This window comes from Neisseria dumasiana (genome assembly GCF_022870885.1).
Taxonomy (GTDB): Bacteria; Pseudomonadota; Gammaproteobacteria; order Burkholderiales; family Neisseriaceae; genus Neisseria; species Neisseria dumasiana.
Window position 1 is genome coordinate 1,173,620 of the sequence record NZ_CP091509.1, and the last position, 23,322, is coordinate 1,196,941.

General features: G+C 49.0%; 19 protein-coding genes and 2 tRNA genes. 8 read left to right on the forward strand and 13 right to left on the reverse strand.

Going from position 1 to position 23,322, the window contains the following annotated elements:
- Positions 1 to 87: 87 nt before the first annotated feature.
- The 3 genes from LVJ88_RS05330 to LVJ88_RS05340 form a co-directional block, all read right to left on the reverse strand.
- Positions 88 to 711, reverse strand: a complete 624-nt coding sequence (locus LVJ88_RS05330; RefSeq protein WP_244694187.1) for an NAD(P)H-hydrate epimerase — start codon at positions 709 to 711, stop codon at positions 88 to 90.
- A 489-nt stretch (positions 712 to 1,200) separates the two neighbouring features.
- Positions 1,201 to 1,287: transfer RNA gene (locus tag LVJ88_RS05335), tRNA-Leu, on the reverse strand.
- Positions 1,288 to 1,348: 61 nt separating this feature from the next.
- Positions 1,349 to 1,435, reverse strand: a tRNA-Leu gene (locus LVJ88_RS05340).
- 72 nt (positions 1,436 to 1,507) lie between these two features.
- On the opposite strand from LVJ88_RS05340, the gene rnr reads away from it, so the two are divergent.
- Positions 1,508 to 3,883 (forward strand): ribonuclease R, encoded by a 2,376-nt coding sequence (gene rnr / locus LVJ88_RS05345; protein WP_085418297.1) that lies wholly within the window; start codon positions 1,508 to 1,510, stop codon positions 3,881 to 3,883.
- Positions 3,884 to 4,198: 315 nt separating this feature from the next.
- On the opposite strand, the gene paeA is transcribed toward rnr, so the two are convergent.
- The 9 genes from paeA to gatC form a co-directional block, all read right to left on the reverse strand.
- Positions 4,199 to 5,494 (reverse strand): polyamine export protein PaeA, encoded by a 1,296-nt coding sequence (gene paeA / locus LVJ88_RS05350; protein WP_085418296.1) that lies wholly within the window; start codon positions 5,492 to 5,494, stop codon positions 4,199 to 4,201.
- 177 nt (positions 5,495 to 5,671) lie between these two features.
- Positions 5,672 to 6,682 carry a 2Fe-2S iron-sulfur cluster-binding protein gene (locus LVJ88_RS05355; RefSeq protein ID WP_085418295.1) on the reverse strand — a complete coding sequence of 337 codons (1,011 nt, stop codon included), beginning with the start codon at positions 6,680 to 6,682 and terminating at the stop codon, positions 5,672 to 5,674.
- Positions 6,683 to 6,773: 91 nt separating this feature from the next.
- On the reverse strand, positions 6,774 to 8,201 hold the full coding sequence (gatB, locus tag LVJ88_RS05360) for an Asp-tRNA(Asn)/Glu-tRNA(Gln) amidotransferase subunit GatB (RefSeq protein ID WP_085418294.1): 1,428 nt from the start codon (positions 8,199 to 8,201) through the stop codon (positions 6,774 to 6,776).
- 316 nt (positions 8,202 to 8,517) lie between these two features.
- On the reverse strand, positions 8,518 to 9,351 hold the full coding sequence (locus LVJ88_RS05365; protein WP_054599050.1) for a type II restriction endonuclease: 834 nt from the start codon (positions 9,349 to 9,351) through the stop codon (positions 8,518 to 8,520).
- Positions 9,344 to 10,165, reverse strand: a complete 822-nt coding sequence (locus tag LVJ88_RS05370) for a DNA-methyltransferase (protein ID WP_085418293.1) — start codon at positions 10,163 to 10,165, stop codon at positions 9,344 to 9,346. The genes LVJ88_RS05365 and LVJ88_RS05370 overlap by 8 nt, the downstream gene beginning before the upstream one ends.
- Positions 10,155 to 10,973 (reverse strand): DNA adenine methylase, encoded by an 819-nt coding sequence (locus tag LVJ88_RS05375; RefSeq protein ID WP_004284716.1) that lies wholly within the window; start codon positions 10,971 to 10,973, stop codon positions 10,155 to 10,157. Before LVJ88_RS05375 ends, LVJ88_RS05370 begins: the two co-directional genes overlap by 11 nt.
- A gap of 5 nt (positions 10,974 to 10,978) precedes the next feature.
- Positions 10,979 to 11,185, reverse strand: a complete 207-nt coding sequence (locus LVJ88_RS05380) for a hypothetical protein (RefSeq protein WP_004284714.1) — start codon at positions 11,183 to 11,185, stop codon at positions 10,979 to 10,981.
- Between the two features lie 95 nt (positions 11,186 to 11,280).
- Positions 11,281 to 12,735 (reverse strand): Asp-tRNA(Asn)/Glu-tRNA(Gln) amidotransferase subunit GatA, encoded by a 1,455-nt coding sequence (gene gatA / locus LVJ88_RS05385; protein WP_085355421.1) that lies wholly within the window; start codon positions 12,733 to 12,735, stop codon positions 11,281 to 11,283.
- A 139-nt stretch (positions 12,736 to 12,874) separates the two neighbouring features.
- Positions 12,875 to 13,165, reverse strand: a complete 291-nt coding sequence (gene gatC / locus LVJ88_RS05390) for an Asp-tRNA(Asn)/Glu-tRNA(Gln) amidotransferase subunit GatC (RefSeq protein ID WP_054599055.1) — start codon at positions 13,163 to 13,165, stop codon at positions 12,875 to 12,877.
- 224 nt (positions 13,166 to 13,389) lie between these two features.
- Here gatC and LVJ88_RS05395 point away from each other — a divergent pair, with 224 nt between their 5' ends.
- From LVJ88_RS05395 to LVJ88_RS05425, 7 genes are all read left to right on the forward strand, one after another.
- Complete coding sequence (locus LVJ88_RS05395; protein WP_085362942.1) at positions 13,390 to 14,430, forward strand: rod shape-determining protein; 1,041 nt, start codon at positions 13,390 to 13,392, stop codon at positions 14,428 to 14,430.
- A gap of 43 nt (positions 14,431 to 14,473) precedes the next feature.
- Complete coding sequence (gene mreC, locus LVJ88_RS05400) at positions 14,474 to 15,343, forward strand: rod shape-determining protein MreC (RefSeq protein WP_085418292.1); 870 nt, start codon at positions 14,474 to 14,476, stop codon at positions 15,341 to 15,343.
- A gap of 17 nt (positions 15,344 to 15,360) precedes the next feature.
- Positions 15,361 to 15,864, forward strand: coding sequence for a rod shape-determining protein MreD (gene mreD, locus LVJ88_RS05405; protein WP_085418291.1), 504 nt, complete (start codon positions 15,361 to 15,363; stop codon positions 15,862 to 15,864).
- Positions 15,861 to 17,924: a penicillin-binding protein 2 gene (gene mrdA, locus LVJ88_RS05410; protein WP_054599059.1), complete on the forward strand. Its 2,064-nt coding sequence runs from the start codon at positions 15,861 to 15,863 to the stop codon at positions 17,922 to 17,924. Before mreD ends, mrdA begins: the two co-directional genes overlap by 4 nt.
- Positions 17,921 to 19,027 carry a rod shape-determining protein RodA gene (gene rodA / locus LVJ88_RS05415; RefSeq protein ID WP_085418290.1) on the forward strand — a complete coding sequence of 369 codons (1,107 nt, stop codon included), beginning with the start codon at positions 17,921 to 17,923 and terminating at the stop codon, positions 19,025 to 19,027. Before mrdA ends, rodA begins: the two co-directional genes overlap by 4 nt.
- A gap of 66 nt (positions 19,028 to 19,093) precedes the next feature.
- Entirely contained in the window at positions 19,094 to 19,753 is a 660-nt protein-coding gene (locus LVJ88_RS05420; protein ID WP_085355417.1) for a MarC family protein, read from the forward strand.
- 143 nt (positions 19,754 to 19,896) lie between these two features.
- Positions 19,897 to 22,653 carry a M16 family metallopeptidase gene (locus LVJ88_RS05425; protein WP_085418289.1) on the forward strand — a complete coding sequence of 919 codons (2,757 nt, stop codon included), beginning with the start codon at positions 19,897 to 19,899 and terminating at the stop codon, positions 22,651 to 22,653.
- Between the two features lie 220 nt (positions 22,654 to 22,873).
- Here the strand turns inward: LVJ88_RS05425 and LVJ88_RS05430 are convergent, their stop codons facing one another.
- Positions 22,874 to 23,230, reverse strand: coding sequence for a RidA family protein (locus LVJ88_RS05430; protein ID WP_085360579.1), 357 nt, complete (start codon positions 23,228 to 23,230; stop codon positions 22,874 to 22,876).
- Positions 23,231 to 23,322: the final 92 nt, after the last annotated feature.

Here is a 23,322-nt window from a genome sequence, read left to right on the forward strand (position 1 = left end):
GTAAGATTGCTAGATTATTCTAGATACATTTTAAATAACTAATGTGAGAAAAGGTTTCGGGTTGTTAAGTCAGTCTATGAAATTCGGTTAAACAATATCGATGCACACTATTTCACCGCATAAAGATTTACCTGCTTCACTAAAATGCCCCGGTTTAAATGCAGCAAAGGTATAAGTAAGGTCGGCCTTAAATGCATTTTCATCAGCTTCACCGGTGTCGCCGTTTAAACCCGTAGGGATATCTAAAGCAATTTTAAAGCCGTCTGAAAGATTCAATAAACGGCAGATACTGGCTACAGATTCAGGCAATATACCGTTAAATCCTGTGCCGAAAATACCTTCGATAAGTAGGTTGTAGGAGAATTTTTTCAGACGGCCTTCCAGCTCACTAGGCTCTATAAATTCAATACCGGGTAATCCGTGTAAGCGGCTACGGTTGAGTGCGGAAAGTTCGGACACATTATCACCTAAAACAAAAACAATATCAGCTTTCCAGCCAGATTGTTGAAGCACTCTTGCGATTACCAAGCCGTCCCCACCGTTATTACCTTTTCCGCACACAACCAATACGTGACCGGCTGTCGGGTGGCGTTTGAGAATATCCGCTGCTGAACCTTGTCCGGCATTTTCCATTAACTGTTCAAAGCTAGTTCCTGCATCAACAGCGGCTTGTTCGTAACGGCGCATTTCGATAGAGGTGTATATTTTCATGATAAAGGCCTTTGCACGGAATCGATAATCGGGAGAGCGAATTTTCTTCTCTGTTTATAGAAAGTCAGATTTTTTGTTCCATCTATATGCAATATCAAGGCTGTCTGATATTTTCAGACGGCCTTGATATTGTAAGAAAAAATGTTGTTGATTCGCAAGATTGCAACAGTAGATAAGTTGGGGAAGCAACTCAGAGTTATTTCAGTTTTTGTAAGAGTATAGTCAATCAACTTAACTTTTGCTAAGGTATTGACGCGCTTTAGCTCTTCTAAAGAGAACGATTGTGTAAGCCGCTAAAGCGGCAACAGAATAGGCTGCTCATTACTTAATATTGCATACTAATCGATGCTTTGTATTCAAATTAAGTTGATTGACTATAGTAATTTTAAACAACGAAAATAAGGTATTTATTCAAATATTTTGTGTAAAAATATTTAAATTTCATGTGAATAGGCAATAAAAAATCCGGTATTAAACCGGAGTATTTTTTGGTGCCCAGGAGAAGACTCGAACTTCCACACCCGTGAGGATACTAGCACCTGAAGCTAGCGCGTCTACCAATTCCGCCACCTGGGCACGTTGAATTCTTTATGTTTTTACTGTATTAAAGCTACTCAGAGTTTCAAAGTTGAAACTATGGTGCCCAGGAGAAGACTCGAACTTCCACACCCGTGAGGATACTAGCACCTGAAGCTAGCGCGTCTACCAATTCCGCCACCTGGGCTTTGCTTTAATCTTTGCTTTACGTTAAAGTGTCGGCTGCAAAGAGATGTGAATTATATATTTAAATGAAAGATTGTCAATCATCAAAATGAAGAAAAATACTAAGTCACTCAGTTTAAGAGAGAAAGATCCTTTTTTGAGCCGCGAGCAGCAACGCTATCATCATCCGTTGCCCAGCCGCGAATGGATTATAGAAGTATTGGAGCAGGAAGGTGTTCCTTTACAGATTTTCAAATTGGCAGAGAAGTTGTCGATTACTGAAGCTGAACACGAGTTTTTCGAACGCCGTATTAAAGCGATGGCGCGAGACGGGCAGGTGTTGATTAACCGTCGCGGTGCCGTTTGTGCGGCCGAAAAACTGGCATTGGTGAAATGCCGTATCGAAGCCCATAAAGACGGCTTTGGTTTTGCCGTGCCTTTGGTGCCGACCGGTGAAGGCGATTTTGTTTTATACGAACGTCAAATGCGCGGCTTGATGCATGGTGATATCGTTACTGTGCGCCCGGCAGGAACAGACCGTCGCGGCCGTCGCGAAGGGCAGGTTTTGGATATTGTCGAACGTGCTCAAAAACAGGTTGTCGGCCGTTATTATGTAGAACGCGGTATTGCCATTCTTGAGCCTGAAGATCACCGGCTCACCCAAAGCATTGTTTTAGAGCCCGAAGGTTTGGCGGAATTAAAGCCCGAATCGGGGCAGGTTGTGGTAGCGGAAATCGAAAGCTATCCTGATGGTCACCGTCCGGCGGTTGCCAAGTTGGTTGAGGTATTGGGTGATTATGCAGACAGCGGCATGGAAATTGAAATCGCTGTGCGCAAGCACCAGCTGCCCCATATTTTTAGCGAAGCGTGTTTGCAGGCTGCCGAAAAAATTCCCGATCATGTCCGGCCGCGAGATATTAAGGGGCGCGTAGATTTGCGCGATCTGCCTTTGGTTACGATAGACGGCGAAACTGCACGAGACTTTGATGATGCGGTTTATGCTGAAAAACAGGGCAGGAATTACCGCCTTGTTGTGGCTATCGCCGATGTGAGCCATTATGTCCGCCCTAATGACCCTATTGATAAGGATGCTCAAGAGCGCGCCACCAGCGTGTATTTTCCGCGCAGGGTAATCCCGATGTTGCCGGAGAGCCTTTCCAACGGCATTTGTTCGCTCAATCCGGATGTGGAACGCTTGTGTATGGTATGCGACATGGTGGTAACGTATGCGGGCAATATCAAAGAATATAAGTTTTATCCGGCGGTTATGCGTTCACATGCTCGTTTGACTTACACGCAAGTTTGGGATTGGATAAAACAAGGCGGCGATTATCCGCATAGGGCGCAAATCGAACCGCTGTACAAGCTGTTTCAAATTTTTCAGGCAAAACGGCACAAGCGTGGTGCGGTTGAGTTTGAAAGTACTGAAACACAAATGATTTTCGATGATAACGGAAAAATCGAGCGTATTGTGCCTATCGTACGCAACGATGCCCACAAGTTGATTGAAGAGTGTATGTTGGCAGCCAACGTGTGTGCGGCTGAGTTCTTATTGAAGAATAAACATGCATCGCTGTTCCGCAACCATTTGGGGCCTACTCCTGAAAAGCTGGCTACATTGCGCGAACAACTGGGTTTGCTCGGATTGCACTTGGGCGGGGGAGACAATCCCACTCCGAAAGACTACGCGCAACTGGCCGAACAGTTTGCAGGCCGTCCTGATGCCGAATTGCTTCAGGTAATGATGCTGCGTTCTATGCAACAAGCGGTTTACGAGCCTGAAAACCAAGGCCACTTTGGCTTGGCCTATGAAGCTTATACCCATTTCACGTCGCCGATCCGCCGCTACCCCGATTTGACCGTACACCGAGCCATCAAAGCAGTATTGAATGAAGAAAAATACCGTCCTGAATCATGGCAGGCTTTAGGTGTGCATACGTCTTTCTGCGAGCGTCGTGCCGATGATGCCAGCCGCGATGTAGAAAACTGGCTGAAAACCTATTACATGCGCGACAAAGTCGGCGAAGTGTTTGAAGGCCGTATCAGCGGCATGGCTAATTTCGGCATCTTTGTGACTTTAGACGATATTCACATCGAAGGAATGGTGCATATCAGCGATTTAGGGGAGGATTATTTCAACTACCGCCCCGAAATTATGGCTATGCAGGGCGAGCGCAGCGGCATACGCTTTAATATGGGCGACCGTGTAACCGTTAAAGTGGCTCGTGCCGATTTGGATACCAGCAAAATTGATCTGACTTTGATCAGTGGCGGTGAAGTATCTAAAAAGAGCAGCAGAAAATCTGCGGTTCAGACGGCCTCATCTGAAACGGCTTCACGCAGCAAACGAGGAATTACGGTTAAAGTGAAGTCGGATGGTAAGGCTTCATCCGACCGTAAGCCTCATAAAGAAAAGCGAAAAAAAAACAGCCGTAGCGAAAGCACTAAGGCCAAACGCAAAAAGCGTTAACGGCTTATTTGGTAAAGCCCGCTAAGTGTGGGTTTTACCAAGCTCGCAAAATCGCTTTCAGATGGCATTCTGCTACTTTGGAGAAGTAAAAAGAAAGTAATTTATATGCGCTCATTAAAGAAAGCTGCAATGAGCAAAGTAGTATATCAAACACAGGTTAAACGTAAGAACCTGTTCAAAGTCTTTTAACGGTAAGAAGCTTCGCAGACGAGCAAGAGCTGTATCTGTTTGTACAGGCTTGCCTTGTACAATCGTTTTTTTGAGCTAAGGCGCAGCAACGATGTAGCAGAAATTAAAGTTTATTTGCTTATCGTTTTAATCTTTCTTTTCAACCGCATCTTGATGAAGCGAAACCAACAGCTGGTCGATTTTCAGATTATCGGTGTCGATGATTTCAAACTTGTATTTGTCGAACACCACGAAATCGGTTCGTTTGGGCACTTTGCGCAACGAATACATCATAAATCCGCCCACGGTTTCGTAGTTTTCCGAATGGGGAAAAGCGGCAATGTCGAGGGCGCGCATCACGTCTTCGAGCGGTGTTGCACCGTCCACCAGCCAAGAGGTTTCGTTGCGGCGGATAATTTGCGGCTCTTCTTCTGTCGCTACCAAATCACCCATCACAATGTTCATCACGTCTTTCAGCGTAATCACACCCACAACCAAAGCGTATTCGTTGATGATTACGGCAAAGTCTTCGCCGGCGTTTTTAAAGGTTTCCAATACTTCGTAAAGCGACAAAGTATCGGGAATAAACAAAGCTTTGCGTAACACGCGGCGGTCGGTCAGGTTGATGTTCGGCTCTTTCAGATAATGGGTGAGAAACGTGTGCGATTCGATATAGCCGATCACTTTTTCCAGCCCGCCGTTGCATACCAAGATTTTAGAGTGAGGGGTTTCGTCTATTTTTTCCAGCACGGTTTCGTTATTGTCGCTTTTATCTACATAAACCAAATATTCGCGAGCGCTCATGGTAGAAGTAACCGTGCGCTCCTGCATATCGAAAATGTTTTCAATCAGATAATGTTCCTGCTGCTTCAACACGCCTGCCTGCGCACCGGCATCGACCACGGCGTAAATGTCTTCGGAAGTCAGGCCGTCGCTGCGTACGGTAGAAATTTTCAGCAGTTTGAAAATCAGATTGGCCATGCCGTCAAACAGGAAAATCAACGGCTTGAACACGAAAATCAGCAGCATGACCGGCCGTACTACGCGCACGGCCACCCGTTCGGGGTTAATCATGGCAAAGCGTTTGGGCATCAGGTCGGCAAACAGAATAAACACGCTGGTCACAAAAACAAACGCCAGCACCGAAGCCGCTGTTTCCAAGCCGGTGCCGGCCAGCAGATTGCTCAAAAACGGCCGCACCGCCGCTTCGCCGACAATACCGCCCAATACTGCTACGGCATTCAAACCGATTTGTACTACTGTAATAAAGCTACCGGGGTGCTCCTGCATGTTCAAGACATCAAGTGCACGCACGTCGCCTTCTTTTGCCATGACCTGTAATTTGATTTTACGGGAAGAAGCCAGTGCCAGTTCGGCAGCCGAAACCAAAGCACTGATTAAAATCAGAAGAAACAGGATGATAACGGCTTCAAGAATACTCATAAAAAATAAAGGTTTGTTGTTGATAAGAAGATTGTAGCATTATTTCAGAAAGGGACACACCACACCTAAGCGGCAAGATGCCGTCTGAACACTTCAGACGGCATGGTATGTGGTCAGAGATCTTGATCGGTAGCGGCCTTTGCTTGGCCATTAATTGTAAGCGGGCAAAACGGCAGATTACACCGCAGCCGAAAATGCATCTGAGAAGAATGCTGTTTCGGGTAGACCGCATTCTTGCTGCAAAAGTTGCTTGGCCGATTCAATCATTTGAACGGAACCGCAAGCATAGACTTGAAAGCCCGATAAGTCGGGATAATCGGCAGCAACTTGGGTTTGGACATAGCCGGTTGCGCCTTGCCAGTTTGTGTCCGGTTGCGAAAGCACGGGAGTAAAACGGGCGTTCGGTAAGCGGGCGGTTAATGCCGAGGCCGTCTGAAAATCATATAAGCCGCTTTCATGGCGCGCACCCCAATACAGATGCACGGGGCGCTTGCTGTCGCTGTCGGCCAGCTGGCGGAGTATGCTGCCGATGGGTGCAAAGCCTGTGCCGGTTGCCATCAAAATAATCGGTTTATCGCCGTCTTGCAGCGCAAACGTACCCAGAGGGCCGCGCACGCGCAAAATGGTTTTTTCTTGAACAGAGGGGTTTTCTCCGAACAGCATGTCGGAAAATAAACCGCCTTGCCGTTTGGCAATATGCAAAGTGAGGGTTTCGGTGCTGTTGGGGTTGCCGGCGATGGAGTAACTGCGTGTTTCACCGTTTTTCAACAGAATATCAATGTATTGGCCGGCCCAAAAATGGAAAGGCGGTGCTTTGGGTAAAGAGAGGGTTAACACGGCAACATCATGAATATATTCCACTGAAGCCACGCGCGTAGGAAAGGTTTTAACGGGCGGGGCGGATGCGCCGTTATAACCGGGTATTTTTAATGTGACGTCGCCGTTTAATTTGGTGCAGCACATCAATATTTTACCTTGGGCGGCTTCTTCCGAACTTAAGGCCAGTTCGGCATAGGCTCCCCGTTCGATATCGCCGCTCACTACTTGAGCCTTACATTGACCGCAAATGCCGCTTTGACAGGAATGGGGCAGGTTGAAATTTTGTCTCTTGGCGGCACTCAATATCGGTTCGTCGGCTTCAACACTGAAAGTCGCATGATCGGGCACAAGGGTAACGGTGTAAGACATAAGTTGCGGAAGATAAAATTGTTTATCGGAAGGGCTTTAAAGGTTTCAGGCCGTCTGAAAATTTCAGACGGCCTCTTTAGATGCTACGCAATCAAGCCAGTTTCGCTTTCAGCAATTCCTGCACCTGCTGCGGATTGGCTTTGCCTTTGCTGGCTTTCATCACTTGACCCACCAGCGCATTAAAGGCTTTTTCCTTACCGGCTTTGAATTCTTCTACCGATTTGGCGTTGTTGGCCAACACTTCGTCGATGATTTTTTCAATCGCGCCGGTGTCGGTCATCTGTTTCAAACCGTCGCGCTCGATAATGGCCTCGGCATCCAAATCGCTGCCCCACATCGCTTCAAACACCTGTTTGGCGAGTTTGTTGCTTAATGTGCCGTCGGCGATTTTCGCCACCAATCCGGCCAAGCGGTCGGCCTGAATCGGGCTTTCAGACAGGCTCAAACCTTCTTTGTTCAATGTAGCGGCCAATTCGCCGTTCATCCAGTTTGCCACCAATTTACCTTGTCCGCTGGCTTGGGCGGCGGTTTCAAAGAAAGCGGCTTGAGAGCGGCTGGCGGTTAACAAACGGGCATCGTAGTCGCTCACGCCGAAATCGGCTACGAAACGCTGTGCCATTTCAGACGGCAGCTCAGGCATTTCGTCTTTCGCTTTTTGTAACTGGCCGTCTGAAATCATCACCGGCAATAAATCGGGGTCGGGGAAATAGCGGTAGTCGTGCGCGTCTTCTTTAAGGCGCATCACGCGGGTTTCGCCTTTATCGGGGTCGAACAGCATCGTTGCCTGCTGCACTTTGCCGCCGTCTTCGATAATCTCGATTTGGCTTTCCACTTCATAATTAATCGCCTGCTCTAAAAAGCGGAAAGAGTTTAAGTTTTTGATTTCGCGGCGCGTACCGAATTCCTGCTGTCCTTTCGGACGCACCGATACGTTCGCATCAATACGGAATGAACCCTCCGCCATATTGCCGTCGCAAATATCCAGCCACGTTACCAAGCCGTGCAAAGCTTTGGCATAAGCCACAGCCTCGGCTGCGGAACGCATTTCCGGCTCGGAAACCACTTCCAGCAGAGGCGTACCGGCGCGGTTGAGGTCGATGCCCGTTGCACCGCTCAAACCTTCATGCACCGATTTACCCGCATCTTCTTCCATGTGCGCACGCGTTACATTGATGGTTTTGACTTCGTCGCCCACCACAATTTCCAACTTGCCGTGTTCCACAATCGGCAAATCCAATTGGCTGATTTGATAGCCTTTGGGCAAGTCGGGGTAGAAATAGTTTTTACGGTCGAACACGTTTTTTTGGTTGATTTTCGCATCCAAGGCCAAACCGAGCTTAATGGCTTTTTCCACCACTTCGCGGTTCATCACCGGCAACACGCCCGGCAAAGCACATTCCACCACACTGGCATGCGCGTTCGGCTCGGCACCGAAAGCAGTAGAAGCACCGCTGAAAATTTTGGATTTGGTATTTAATTGGACGTGGATTTCCAGTCCGATTACGGTTTCCCAGGTCATAAAAAATCTTTCAAAATCAAGGAATATTTTAAAATTTAGGTAGATTGGTCGGGTATGAAACCCATATCAAGCAATTTTGGTCGCAAAATGGCAAAACCAGGTGCAAACTTTTCTGACATTATTTAACGGCATATTTAATCACTTCTTCTTTTCCATCGGGATGATGACGTATTAGATCACCGTTCTCACGCCGATACACGACAACTTCATGCTGTTTTTTTATCTGTCATCCACGCGTTGAACACAATATGAAGACGGCGCTGCTGTTCGAGCAATTCTTCGCGCTTGGTCATTAAAAACCTCTTTAATGTGAAGATTATTTATTGAAACCTTCATCTTGAAGTTTCGCAATAAATCTTTCTAATGTGGTTAAATTATAAATACTGGGAATATTATTAAATGCTTCTTCCAATTTGTTTTTAGCAGATTGCCAACCTTGGCCGTCAGTAATCCAAACAAATTCATAATTAGGATGCCGATTTATCTTAGGAGCAATATCTGAATAAGCGCGGGCAACTTCATTAGGCTTTGAACCACCAGTATTATAAAAATTGGTTTCTATTAGGTAGGTTTTGAGCTTTGTTTTAATAACAAAATCAAAACGCTTAATATCCTTCCCTAAACCAGTAATATCAGGAAAATTAGTATTGGGAACTTCTTTTAGAAATGGAATATTTGCATTCTCCAACTGTTTGGCAACGGCAAAGTTCATATTGTCCCCACCGCGATTTTTTCTGCCATGAGTGCTTAACCCAGCTTCCACACCAAAAACATAGTCCACCAGATTAGTAATATCTTTATTTTGGAAAATTTTTTCCAAACCTGTTTGTTGTATGTAGTCGTAAATCCCCTCCAATGAGGAAAAGTAACTATTTACAAAAACAATTTCCCCTTGATTGTTGAAAGTTTTAGTTTTGTTACTTTCTCGAACAGCAATCAAAATACCAAGCACATCAAAAGCTTTAGGATTTTCATTATAAATATCTCGAATGGCTTCTTTTAAATTACTTTTACCGATTAAATAATTTAGCTGATTGAGTTTTAGAGCTATTTTGCTAACATTTTTTCTGACAGTATCAAAACTAACAAAATAATCCAATGTTGCATTTGTTTCCACCAATTGATCTAAAAATTTTTGAAATTCAGACATTTTTATTATCTAACCTATTTTTTGTTAACTCAAAAAATCCTGTTTCTAGCTCACACCCACAAAATTTCCGCCCATTTTTTAATGCAGCTATACCTGTCGTGCCACTTCCCATAAATGGGTCAAAAATCAAATCACCCACATTTGAAGCTGCCTGAATGCATCGCTCAACCAAAGCCAACGGTTTTTGTGTTGGGTGTTTACCCAATGCTTTTTCTGTTTTACTTGGTGGTGCAATTTTCCAGACACATTTCATTTGTTTATCGTTGTTTTGTGCTTTTATTACATCATAATGAAAAGTATGTTTGGCTTTTTTGCTTTTCTTCGCCCATAGCAGTGTTTCAGTTGAATGTGTGAAAAAACGGCAGGATAAATTTGGCGGTGGATTGGGTTTTTCCCATGTAATGTTGTTCAAAATATGGTAGCCGATGATTTGCATCAGGTAGCCTATCAAGTAAATATTATGATAAGTACCGCATACCCATATTGTGCCGTTTGGTTTCAATAGTGCGTAAGATAGGCGTAACCACTCTTCATAAAATTCTAAATCGGCAGATAACCCTTGAGATTTATCCCATCGGCCTTTATTTACCGAAACCATTTGCCCGTTTTGGCAGGTAAAACCATCATTGGACAAAAAATAAGGCGGGTCTGCAAAAATCATATCGAAGCAGCCGTTTGGATATTTATCCAAAATACGGCGCATAACAGTTAAAGCATTTTCGTTATAAATCACGAGGCCGTCTGAAATATGTTTTTTCAAGCCAATATGGTAAGCCGCTGCTTCTTCTTTTAACCGGTTAAATTCACTCGCCATATATCGCCAACAATTCGCCTACTTTTTGCCTACTGCTACCTTTTGCTGCAATATTTCTTTGCACGTCAATGGTTTCTAATCGTGCTTCTTTGTAAATCTCTCGGGTAAAGGCTGTATCATGATTGGAAATCAATACACCTTGAGATTGTATTGAAATTTGTTTGGCTGTTTCAGCTAAACGGGTTTGGTCATTTAAATCAAATCCGCCTTTAGCATAAGCGGTAAATGAAGCTGTTTCACTCAAAGGCACATAAGGCGGATCGCAATACACGATATCATCGCTATTTGTCAAATCCAAGGCCGTCTGAAAATCAGCACACATCAACTCAATACGGTTGGCTTTCGCAATAAATGCCAACATTTCCATTTCAGGGAAATAAGGTGTTTTGTAGCGGCCGAAAGGCACATTAAAAGCACCTTTGCTGTTATATCTGCATAAACCGTTGAATGCGTGGCGGTTTAAATAAATAAATAAAGCGGAACGTTCGCTTAATTCTCGAGAAGAATTAAATTTTTCCCGTAATTCGTAAAAGCGAATTTCCTGATTATTTTCTAAAGTAAAAAAAGAACGAGCATAATTAATAAATTGCTGTTTTTCTTCTTTAAGTATATGAAATAAACCAATTAAATCAGGATTGGTATCATTTAACAAATAAGCTTCAAAATCCAAAGCCATTGACACGGCAGCAGAACCCGCAAACGGTTCGATAAGGCGTTTGCGGGGTTGTTTAGGCAGATTAAATTCAATAAATGGGGCAAGTTTGAATTTCCCACCAGCCCATTTTAAAAAAGGTTTAGAAGAGGCCATCGGATTTAAGCGGCAATAAGTAATTTATAGTTTTGTGCAGCTTCTAAAGCTTCTTCAAAGTTTTCACATTCAAATGTTTCAATATAGGCTTGGTCTTTGTCAGCAATTTGAGCATTGAATATATCCACTATATATTCTTCAGTTTCTTCGTCAAAAGAGATAAAGAAGTCTACAGTTTTATCAAAGTTCAAACCTTCTTGATAAGTGTTCATATTTAAATATCTTTCATCATTTGTATTTAATCGAATGAGTCATTAAGGCAGCTTGAATTTTTCAGACGGCCTTATTATTTTCAGGTAGCCCTTTTTTAAACACCGGTGGGCGTTTTACTGTGCCAATCACTTTCCAACTGCATCTGATGCGCCACGCCCAGCAATTTCGCTTCGGCGAAATAATTGCCAATCAACTGTACGCCAATCGGCAGGCCGTCGGAAGAGAAGCCTGCGGGCAGGGTCATAGCGGGGAGGCCGGCGAGGTTGACGGCGATGGTGTAGATGTCGGAAAGGTACATCTGCACGGGGTCGTTAATGTTGCTGTTCAGTTTGGGTGCGGCGGTGGGTGCGGTAGGTGCGAGGATGATGTCGCATTGCTGTAAGGCCGTCTGAAAATCGTTGGTTACGAGACGGCGCAGTTTTTGGGCTTTGAGGTAGTAGGCGTCGTAATAGCCGTGGCTCAAAACGTAGGTGCCGATCATGATGCGGCGTTTGACTTCGCTGCCGAAGCCTTCGGCGCGGGTGTTGCTGTACATTTCTTCCAAGTCGCCGAATCGGGCGGCGCGGTGGCCGTAGCGTACGCCGTCGTAGCGGGATAGGTTGGTGCTGGCTTCGGCCGAGGTCAAAACATAATATGCGGGGATGGAAAGCTCGGTTTGCGGCAGGCTCACTTCTACCATTTCTGCGCCTTGTGCTTTAAGCAGGTCGATGGCCGCTTGAATGGCTTTTTGTACGTCTGCACTCATGCCTTCGCCGAAGTATTCTTTGGGCAGGCCGACTTTCAAGCCTTTGAGGGGTTGGTTTAAGTTGCGGGTGTAGTCTTCTTTGGCGCGTTCCAAGCTGGTGGAATCGCGTTCGTCGAAGCTTGCCATGGCATTCAGCAGAATGGCGCAGTCTTCGGCGGTTTGTGCCATCGGGCCGGCTTGGTCGAAGCTGGATGCATAAGCCACCATGCCGAAACGCGAAACGATGCCGTAGGTGGGTTTGATGCCGGTAATGCCGCAATGCGAAGCGGGCTGGCGAATGGAGCCGCCGGTGTCGGAGCCTAATGCGGCAGGTGCCAAACGGGCGGCGATAACGGCTGCGGAACCGCCGGAAGAGCCGCCGGGTACGTTTTCTAAATTCCACGGATTTTTGGTGGCGCCGTCAAACGAGGTTTCGTTGGTCGAACCCATCGCGAATTCGTCCATATTGGTGCGGCCGAGCGTTACCATGCCTTCGTCGAGCAGGTTTTGTACGACGGTGGCAGTGTAGGGGGAAACGAAGTTATCGAGCATTTTGCTGGAACACGCGCTTCTCCAACCTTGTTGGCAGAAGATGTCTTTAAAGGCAATGGGTACGCCGGTGAGGATGCCTGCGTTTCCGGCGGCCAAGCGTTCGTCTGCGGCCTTGGCTTCGGCAAGCGTTAGTTCTTTATTCAGAGTGGTGTAGCCGTTGATGGCGGGGTTTCGGGCGTCGATGGCGTTGAGGTATTCTTGCGCCAGCTCGGTGGCGGAAATTTTTTTAGCTTGCAGCAATTCGCTGGCTTGTTTCAGAGTGTATTGGGTCATTTTATATTCAACCGTATGATTCAGACGGCCTTAAACGTTAGCTGGTGGGAGGCCGTCTGAAAATATTGCTATTATATTAACAGTATGTGTTTCACATAGGCGGTTTGATTAACCGTAAGAAATGTGTTTTATGTGCCGGTTATTCTTCGATAACTTGGGGAACGATATACAGGCGGTTGCGCACTTCGGGGGCAACGGCTTGGTATTCGGCGGCATGGTCGGTTTCGGTTACTTTGTCTTCACGCAAACGCAGGGCAACTTCGTGAGGATGTGCCATCGGTTCGATGCCTTCGGTATTTACCGATTGCATTTTTTCAACCAATGAAAATATGTCGTTCAATTCTTGAAGGTTTTGCGCTTTTTCAGCATCTGTCAGGCTCAGGCGGGAAAGTTTGGCAATTTTTTCCACATCGCTCAAGGTCAGGGCCATAAAAAATCCTTAAATTTAATTCAGCAAATACCCAAACTAGGGTATTATTACGCGTTTATCTGATTATTGCTCCGTTCGGCGGAGAATTATAACCGAAAACCATATCTTTCGGCATGGCGATTTTAGTGCTTTTCAACTGTTTGTAACAGTATGCGGCCGTCTGAAATGCGATGCTCCCTCTTTCTTAAATTGTTTAACCAAACACCATAATCCAGGACATATTTATGTTTCGCTTTTTAACACGCTATTTTTCCAACGATCTTGCGATTGATTTGGGCACGGCCAACACGCTGATTTATATCCGTAACAAGGGTATCGTTTTGGACGAGCCTTCGGTTGTGGCGATGCAGACGGATGCGGCGCACGGCAAGAGTGCGATTTTGGCGGTGGGCGCGGAAGCTAAAAAAATGCTGGGTCGCACGCCGGGCAGCATTCAGGCCATCCGCCCGATGAAAGACGGTGTGATTGCTGATTTCAACGTGACCGAAAAAATGTTGAAACAGTTTATCAAAAAAGTGAATAACAGCCGCTTTGCCGCGCCGCCGCGTATCGTTATCTGCGTGCCGTGCGGTTCTACCCAAGTGGAGCGCAAAGCCATTCGTGATTCGGCTTCGGCAGCGGGTGCTTCTTCAGTGAATCTGATTGAAGAACCGATGGCGGCGGCAATCGGTGCGGGGTTGCCGATTGAAGAAGCAACCGGCTGTATGGTAGTGGATATCGGCGGCGGAACAACCGAAGTGGGTGTGATTTCACTTTCGGGCGTAGTATATTCGCATTCCATCCGTGTGGGCGGCGATGCGTTTGACGAAAGCATTATCAATTATGTGCGCCGTAATTACGGTATGTTGATCGGGGAAGCAACCGCCGAAGAAATCAAAACCAAAATCGGCTCGGCTTTTCCGGGTATGGAAGTAAACGAAATCGAAGTCAAAGGCCGTAATTTGGCCGAAGGCATTCCGCGGGCTTTTACCATCAGCTCGAATGAAGTGTTGGAAGCATTAACCGAACCTCTAAACCAAATCGTGCAGTCGGTAAAAAATGCGTTGGAGCAAACGCCGCCCGAATTGGGTGCGGATATTGCCGAACGCGGTTTGGTGCTGACCGGCGGCGGGGCGCTGCTGAAAGGTTTGGACCGCCTGCTGGCCGAAGAAACCGGCTTGCCGGTGATGATTGCCGAAGATCCGTTAACCTGCGTGGCACGCGGTTCGGGCAAGGCTTTGGATATGATAGGCAAACTGAATTCGATTTTTGTGGTCAATCCTTAATCAATATCGAATGAATCCTAACCGTCAGGATGCCGTCTGAACAATGTCCGAACCTTCTTTAAACTTTGCCCAAAGGGGCATGAAGCCTGCCAGCAAACTGATTGTGTTGTCGATTGTTTGTGTGGCGCTGATGATGCTCGACAGCCGTTATGCTGCGGTTCAGCGCGCCAAAGGCTATGTGGCTACCGCGCTGTATCCCGTACAATGGCTGGCTAATCAGCCGGTTAATCTCTACCGCTATGTGAGCGGTTTTTTGCAGTCACAATCGGCCTTGATGGCAGACAATCAACGTTTGAATGAAGAAAACGGCCGTCTGAAATTGATGTTGGAGCAATCCAAGCTGCAAGTACGCGATTTGGCGGAGTTGAAAAAACTGCAAGGTTTGCAGGAAAGAGGCATACGCATTACCGGCGGCGCAGAAATTGTTTCCAACGGCAAAGACCCGCTTTCCGATAAACTGATTCTGAATAAAGGCAGCACGCACGGCCTGCGTGCCGGAGATGCCGTGATTGACGGCAGCGGCTTGATGGGGCAGGTTACTCAGGTGTATCCCTTGAACGCGGAGCTGACTTTAGTTACCAACGGCAAAACCGTGATTCCGGTAGCGGTGGCGCGCACGGGCGTGCGCAGCCTGCTTTACGGCAGCGGCAGTGCCGTAAGCTTGCGTTATTTTCCTGCCGATGCCGATTTGCGTGCTGGCGACGTGCTGTTGACCTCGGGTTTGGACAGCGTATATCCGGAAGGCATTCCCGTTGCTAAAATAGAACAGGTGGCGCATGCCGCAGGAACGCCTTACTACCGCGTATCACTTTCGCCTTTGGCCGGCTTCCGCAGCAGCAAGTATGTGCTGGTCATTCCGCAACAAGCCGGGCAGGCCGTGCCGTCTGAACAGGCCGCCCAAACTTCCCCTTAAGTCTATCAAGTCTTGTTATGACTGATTTTGAAGATTTTCACAACCGTGTGCCGGCGAGCATCATCGTATCCAGCTTCGTGCTTGCCATGTTGCTGGATTTTATGCCGTTTCCGTTTGAAGTGTTTTTTTGGCTGCCCGAATTTACGGCATTGGTTTTGCTGTATTGGGCATTGCACAAACCGCAAACCGTGGGTATCGGCATAGCCTTTGCAGTAGGGCTGCTGGTAGATATTGGCACCGCTTCGTTATTGGGCCAGCATGCGCTGGCTTATATGGTGATGGTGTTTTTTATCCAGCATCATCAAAGGCAGATTGTGCTTTACCATTACGGCTTTCAGGCCGTTGTTGTGTTGGCGGCTTTGTTGTGCAGCCAAGCCGTGTTGGCGGTGGTGCGTTTGATGTACGATCAGCGTTTTGCCGAGTGGCCGGCGTTTGTCGGCCCTTTCGTAGGTGCTTTGCTGTGGCCGCTCTTAAGCAAAATGATGCTGTCTATTCTTAACTCCCGCCGTTTACGCCGATGAACAACCATACTTACCGGCCCTACGACCACAACCATGATATTGCCCGACGCCAGCGCGATTTCAGATTGCGGTTGGTGCTGGCTTTTGTGCTGATTGCCGTTTTTTTCTCGGTGTTGCTGGCACGCTTTGTGTACCTTCAGGTATTCAAGCATCAAGATTATGTGGTTCAAGCCAATACCAACCGTATTTCGCTGGTGCCCACGGCACCGATACGCGGTGAAATCGTCGATGTTAACGGCGTGGTATTGGCGCACAATTATCCCGCTTATTCGCTTGAAATCGTGCCGGGAAAAGTAGAAGGCAAAATAGAAGGTTTAATCGAATCGTTACGTCCTTATGTGGATATTACGCCGGGCGACTTGAAGCGTTTTAAAAAATTCCGTGCAGAATTCCGTTCTTACGAAAACATTCCCCTTAAATTAAAACTCCATCCCGATGAAGCGGCGCGTTTGGCGGCCCAGCTTTACCGCTTCAAAGGCGTGGAAATCAATGCCCGCACCTTCCGTGCCTACCGTTATCCTGAATTGACGGCACATTTTCTCGGCTATATCGGCCGCATCAGCGACCGTGATCAGAAAAAACTCGACGAAGAAAATCTGTCTGCACTTTATCGCGGCAGCACCCATATCGGCAAATCGGGTTTGGAAAGCTTTTACGAACGCCAGCTGCACGGTTCTCCCGGTTATCAGGAAGTGGAAAAAGACGCTTATGGCAACGTGGTGCGTGTGATGAAAACCGTTCCGCCCAAAACCGGCCAGACTTTGCGTTTGGCAATGGACATCCGTTTGCAGCAGGAAGCAGACCGCCTGATGGACGGCCGCCGCGGTGCGGTTGTGGCCATCAATCCGCAAACCGGAGGCGTGTTGGCGTTTGTGTCCAAACCGTCTTTCGACCCCAATTTATTTATCGACGGGATCGACAGCGACACATGGAAAGCTTTGAACGAAGATTGGCAAAAACCGCTGATTAACCGCGTAACGCAGGGCTTGTATCCCCCGGGTTCTACATTCAAACCGTTTATGGGTATGGCTTTGCTCGAAAACGGCAAGATTACCCAAACCACGGTTGTGCCTGCTCCTGGCGCATGGAGCATTCCCGGCTCGCGCCATTTGTTCCGCGATTCTGTACGCAGCGGGCATGGTTCGGCCAACTTAAGCAAAGCGATTCAGGTGTCTTCCGATACGTTTTTCTACCGTTTGGGCTATGAAGTGGGGATTGATAAAACATGGCCTTATTTGGCCGAATTCGGTTTGGGTTCGGCAACGGGTATTGACTTGCCGCACGAATATAAAGGGGTGTTGCCTTCGCGCGAGTGGAAAGCGAAGCGGTTTGCCAAATCTAAAGACCCGAAAGCGCGCGAATGGAATCCCGCCGAAATGGTGTCGGTGAGCATCGGTCAAGGTTACAACGCTTATACGCCGCTTCAGATGGCCCATGCTACGGCTTCTCTGGCCAATAACGGCGTGGTGTACCGCCCGCACTTGGTCAAAGAGTTGCTCGACCATGAACGCCGTGAAATTACGCTGATTGATCCCAAACCCGAGCGCACGATTCCGTTTAAACGCGAAAACTTCGAATATATCAAACAAGCGATGGCCAAAGTGTTGCAGGGCGGTACGGCGCGGCGCATCAGTCACGGCCTGCAATACACCATGGGCGGCAAAACCGGCACGGCGCAAGTGGTACAGATTAAGCAGGGCGCACGTTACAATGCGGCGGCATTGGCCGAACAACACCGCGACCACGCTTGGTTTATTTCGTTTGCGCCTGTGGAGCAGCCGCAGATTGCGATAGCGGTATTGCTCGAAAACGGCGGCTGGGGAGCAAATGCCGCACCTGTGGCGCGTGCCTTAAGCGATTATTATCTGCTGACCTTGCAAGGCGGCAAAGCAGGAAAAGGCGAGGTTGTTCAGGCCGCTTCAGCGCCGCAACCCGAGCAAACCCATCCGCAGCTTACCGCTTCCAGTGCGCCGCTTGCGCCTTCTTCGGCATCTTCGGTGTTCAGGCAGGCATATCAGAGCGCGGCCGATGTTCAGACGGCCTCGGGAGCAGCACCATGAGTATGAATGAAGAAACGTTGTTCGGCCGCATCAGGCGTGCCGTGTGGGAGCCGATGGATCCGTGGCTGTTTTATGCGATGTTGGCGGTTTACATCATGAGCCTGTTTTTGCTGTATTCGGCCGACGGTCAGGAAATCGGCCAACTTGAAAATAAAACCGTCCACACCGTATTGGGCTTTATTCTGTTGTGGTTTATTGCCAAGGCGCGGCCGCAAACTTTATCGGCGTTTGCACCGCCTATGTATGCCTTGGGCGTGGTGTTGCTGTTGGGCGTGCATTTTTTCGGCGTAACGGTCAACGGTTCGACCCGTTGGCTGAGCATCGGTATCGGGCGGATACAGCCGTCTGAAATCATGAAAATTGCTTTGCCGATGATGGTGGCTTGGTATTTTCAAAAATACGAAATGTCGTTGCGTTGGTATCACTATATCGGTGCGTTACTGTTGGTGCTGATTCCGGGTGCGCTGATTCTCAAGCAGCCCGATTTGGGTACGGCAACCCTGATTATGGCTTCCGGCCTGTTTGTGATTTTCTTTGCCGGTTTGCCGTGGAAAGTGATTTTTACCGCTCTGGTCGGCTTTTTGGCCGCGCTGCCGCTGATTTGGAACTACGGTATGCACGACTACCAAAAAACGCGCGTGCTGACCCTGCTCGATCCCACCAAAGACCCGCTGGGCGCGGGCTATCATATTTTGCAGTCGATGATTGCCATCGGTTCGGGCGGTATTTGGGGTAAGGGTTGGCTCAACGGCACGCAAACCCATTTGGACTACATTCCCGAAGCCACCACAGACTTTATTTTCGCCGTTTACGGCGAAGAATTCGGCTTAATCGGCAATGTATTGCTGCTGGCGATTTACCTGCTGATTTTGGGGCGCGGCCTCTACATTGCCGCCAAAGCGCCCACTTTATACAGCCGCACGTTAGCCGGTGCGCTCACGATGACGTTTTTCTGCTATGCTTTTGTCAATATGGGCATGGTTAGCGGTATTCTGCCCGTGGTCGGCGTGCCGTTGCCGCTGGTCAGCTACGGTGGCACGGCAACTTTGTCGATTATGGTGGTGCTGGCTCTTTTGATGGGTATCGGCAACCAGCGGCGTTAAAACGGCGAAGGCGGAGAGGCCGTCTGAAAATAACATGAAACACAACAATAAAAAGGCAAACAACACATGATAGGCATGGAAATCGGCAAGCTGATATTGGCGTTTATGGTGTTGATCAACCCGTTTGGCGCATTGTCGATTTATTTGGATTTAACCCGCAACTTAAGCACGCGCGAACGGCGGAAAGTTGCACAGGTAGCATCGGCTACCGTGATGATTGTGATTACCGCATTCTGTTTGACCGGCGGAGCCATCTTAAAGCTCTTCGGCATCAGTGTGGGTGCTTTCCAAGTAGGCGGCGGCATTTTGGTGCTGCTGATTGCCATTTCGATGATGAACGGCGGCAACAATCCGGCCAAACCGGATGTGGGTACGGGGGAAGACAACGATATCACCATTCGCCCCAAAGCCGCCCAGAGCATAGGCGCGATTGCGGTTGTGCCTTTGGCGATTCCGATGATGATCGGGCCGGGCGGCATTTCTACCGTGATTATTTATGCTTCGGCGGCCAAACATTACCGCGATACGCTGCTGATTTTGGCGGCCGGTTTGGTTATCAGCCTGATTTGTTATGCAGTGTTGATGGCGGCCACTTATGTGAGTAAAAAACTCGGCGATACCGGCCTAACCATTCTCAATCGGGTGATGGGTATGCTGTTGGCGGCGGTGTCCGTAGAGATTATTGTGGCGGGGTTGAAAGCCCTGTTTCCGCAGTTGGCTGTTTGATGATAAGTTGAGGCCGTCTGAAAAGTTTTCAGACGGCCTCGGTAACACATCAGGCATCATGCCTGAACAATATTAAAAATAAAAAGCACGGATGCCGCCGTTTGCGGCTCCGACCGAATAAAAAATACCGACACATTACAAAAATGCGACTCATACGTTTTTTACTGCTTGCCGCAGTGCTTTTCTCTGCCGCCTTCGTGCGTGCGGGCAAAGTGGAGCATGTTGAAGGCAAACTCGACAACGGCTTGATTTACCACATTTTCAACGTGCCTTCCGCCGACCGCAGGCTGACCTTGCGTTTGCAGGTGCAGGCGGGTGCTGCCGATGAAAACGACGGTGAAGAAGGCATCGCCCATATCACCGAACATATGGTGTTTCAAAGCTCGGCGGCTTTTCCGCAAGGTTTGTCGGCTCATCTCAATCAGCAAGGCTGGCAGCTCGGCCGCCACTACAACGCTCAAACCGGCTACCGTTTTACCCGCTATCTGCTGTCTCCGCCGCAAGGCAAACGCCAGCTTGAAGAGGCTTTGGCGGTTTACCGGCAGATGCTTTCCCCGCAAAACTTTTCAGCGGCCGATTGGCAGAAAGAGCAGCAAGTGATTTTGGCCGAATGGCGCCAGCAGCAAACGCTGGCCAACCGTTTGAGCCGCCGGCATCACGCCTTGCTGCATAGCGGTTCGCGCAGCGGCCGTTACCCGCCTATTGGCAGCCGTGAGGCCATCGAACAGGCGCAGGCGGATACCGCCTCCCGTTTCCATTCCAAATGGTACGGCAGCAACAACGCCGTGCTGGTCATCGTCGGCGACCTCAATCCTAAAAAAGCCGTTACCGCCGTGCAAGAAGCATTAGGCCGTCTGAAACCGATTGATTTGCCGATTCGCCATGCACAAGAATACGAACCCCAACCTGCCGCCAAACAAATCCACCACATTACCGACAAAGACAACACCGAAAACAAACTGTCGTTGGTGTTCCGCTTCGACAATGCCGCGTCGCAAGAAAACAGCGATGCCGGCCTCTATCAGCGGCTGCTGGATAATTTTGCCGCCCACATCATCAACACGCGTTTGCAGGCGGAAGGCGGGACTGTGTCCATGAAGTTCGGCGATCTCGGCAAGCAAACAGGTTCGCTCGGCTTCTATACCGATGTTCCGCCGAGCGGGCATCAAGAAGCTTTGGCGGCACTGCACCGCTTGCTTGAGAGCGTGAAGCAGCAGCCCGCGTCAGACAGCGAAACCGCCGCCTACCGCAAAATCCTGCATAACCATTTAAGCCGTCAAGATGTGTTGCCGGATGATTTTCACCAAACCGTTCAGACGGCCGATGAAACCGTATTGGCAGGCAAAAGTGTGCCTTCGGCCGCATTACGCGCTGCCGAAAGGGGGCAGCTTTACCGCATAAACACGCAAGCCGTTAACCGCCGCATATCGGAATGGCTGAATGCGGCAGACAAACTGGTGATGATGCAGACGGCAGCAACGCCGCAAAACCAACCGGCCTCCGAAGCCCCTGTGCAAACCCAAGCAGCCAAGCTGGTTCCGGCCAAGCAGCAGCCTTCCATACACACACTTGCCACGCCCGCGCAAACAGCGGCTAAGCCGCAAGCTGCGCAGCATACCGCTTTTGCCGTGCATAAAGGGCAGGGCGTAGCGGTATCGAAAAGTTACGATAAAGACAATGCCGTTACCTATCTCACCTTGAGCAACGGCGACCGTATTTCGCTTCTGCAACACGCTTCGGCAGGCGGCAAAATTTATTTCAAAGCCATTGCCGACACCGGCTATCTGCACGGCGGTGCAAACGGCTGGCAGGCACAGTTGGCGGCAGACATCGCCAACCGTTCCGCCCCCGAAGGTTGGAGCACTCACGTTTTCAAACAATGGCAGCGGCAACAGGGCATCGTTTACCGTTACCGGCTCGACAGCGACCGCCAAACGGTTGATGCCCAAGTGCCCGCAACCGGTTTGGAGAAGCTGCTGCAACTTTACCGCAGCCGCCAAGCCGCATCGGTGGCGGCGGCCGATTGGCAAAGCAGGCTGGAAGCCGCTGCCGTGCGCTTGCCGGTGTATCTGCAATCGGTTCCCGGCAAGCAGGAGCAAGAGCTGGAAATTCTGCGCTACGGCCAAACCGAACCGAGACCTCACGACAGCACCGAGATCCGCGCATTAACGCCACAAGATATGCAGAGGCAATGGCGCAAGCTGACATCGGGTAATGTGAACCACTACATAGTCAGCAGTATGCCGTCTGAAAAAATCATTCCCCTGCTCACACAATATCTGGCCGATATTCCCCGCAGCCCCGCCGAAAACATGAACAGGCCGCTGTTGGAAGGGGCTACTTTGCGCCGCGCGCCCATCAACGATATCGACGGCACCGATGTGAATGCGTGGTCTTGGCAGCCCTTCTACGACTGGACGCCCGATACCTCGGAACAGATTCCGCTGCTGGTCAACCTTGCCAATGCGCGTTTGAAAGACGAATTGCGCAGCCGCAACCAAAGCACATACAGCGTCAAGTTTGCCGCTTTGCCCGAGCCTGTTTACAACCGCGTGGAAAGCAACCTCTTCTTCAGCACGCCGCCCGAACAGGCCGCCGAAGCGTGGGAAACCGCCCAACAGATTTTGCAGCGGCTGCCCGAAAACATCACCAAAGCCGAAGCCGATAATCTGCAACAGCTGTTTATCGAGCAGGAAGCCAAACGCCAAGCCAACCCCGAAATATGGCTGGAGCGTTTGGCCGCCAGCCACAGGCATTACGGTGATGCACGTTACCTGAGCCGCCTGCCTCAGCTGCACCGAACCATCATCCAAACCCGCCTGCGCCAAACGGCCAAACTGCTGTGGTCGACACACAACGCACGGGTATTGCTGATAGACCCCGCCCGTCGGCCGGAATAAGGTGCGGACAAAATAAAAAAGGGGCTGAAGTAGATTAGCCCTTTGGCAGCCTATCATGACTGCTGATCTACTTCAGCCCCTATTTCTTTGTCGGCATATTGGGGCGCTTTAATCAAAAATGCTTGCACGGTGTCCAACCCTGCAAGCATGTTTTTTTCAGACGGCCAAAGCGGTGCTGTATCGCTTATAAAACATCGGTTCATCATATTGATGATGTTTTTTATTTCTGAATCTGAACGGCCGATACTTTGATTTCCACCGCCCACTCGGGGTTGGCAAGTTTGGCTTCTACACAAGCGCGGGCGGGGGCGCGGTCGGGGGCTACCCATTCGTCCCAAGCTTCGTTCATGGCGGCGTAGTCGGATAGGTTCGGCAGGAAAATCGTGGCTTCGAGAATATGTTTTTTATCGGAGCCGCATTCGGCAAGCCATTTGTCGATTTGTGCCAATACATCGCGTGTTTGTTCGGTTACGCCCACATCGGTGCGTTCGGGAACCATGCCGGAAAGAAAAACGAAACCGTTGGCAACGGTGGCTTCCGAGAGGCGGGGTGTTTGGCCGAAGTATTGGATGGTCATATTTTGTCCTTTCTGGATAGGGAAAGCCGTTGTCGGGAAGTGCCGAAAAGCAAAGGTTTCAGGCTGTCTGTCGGCTTGAGAGTCTGTTTAAA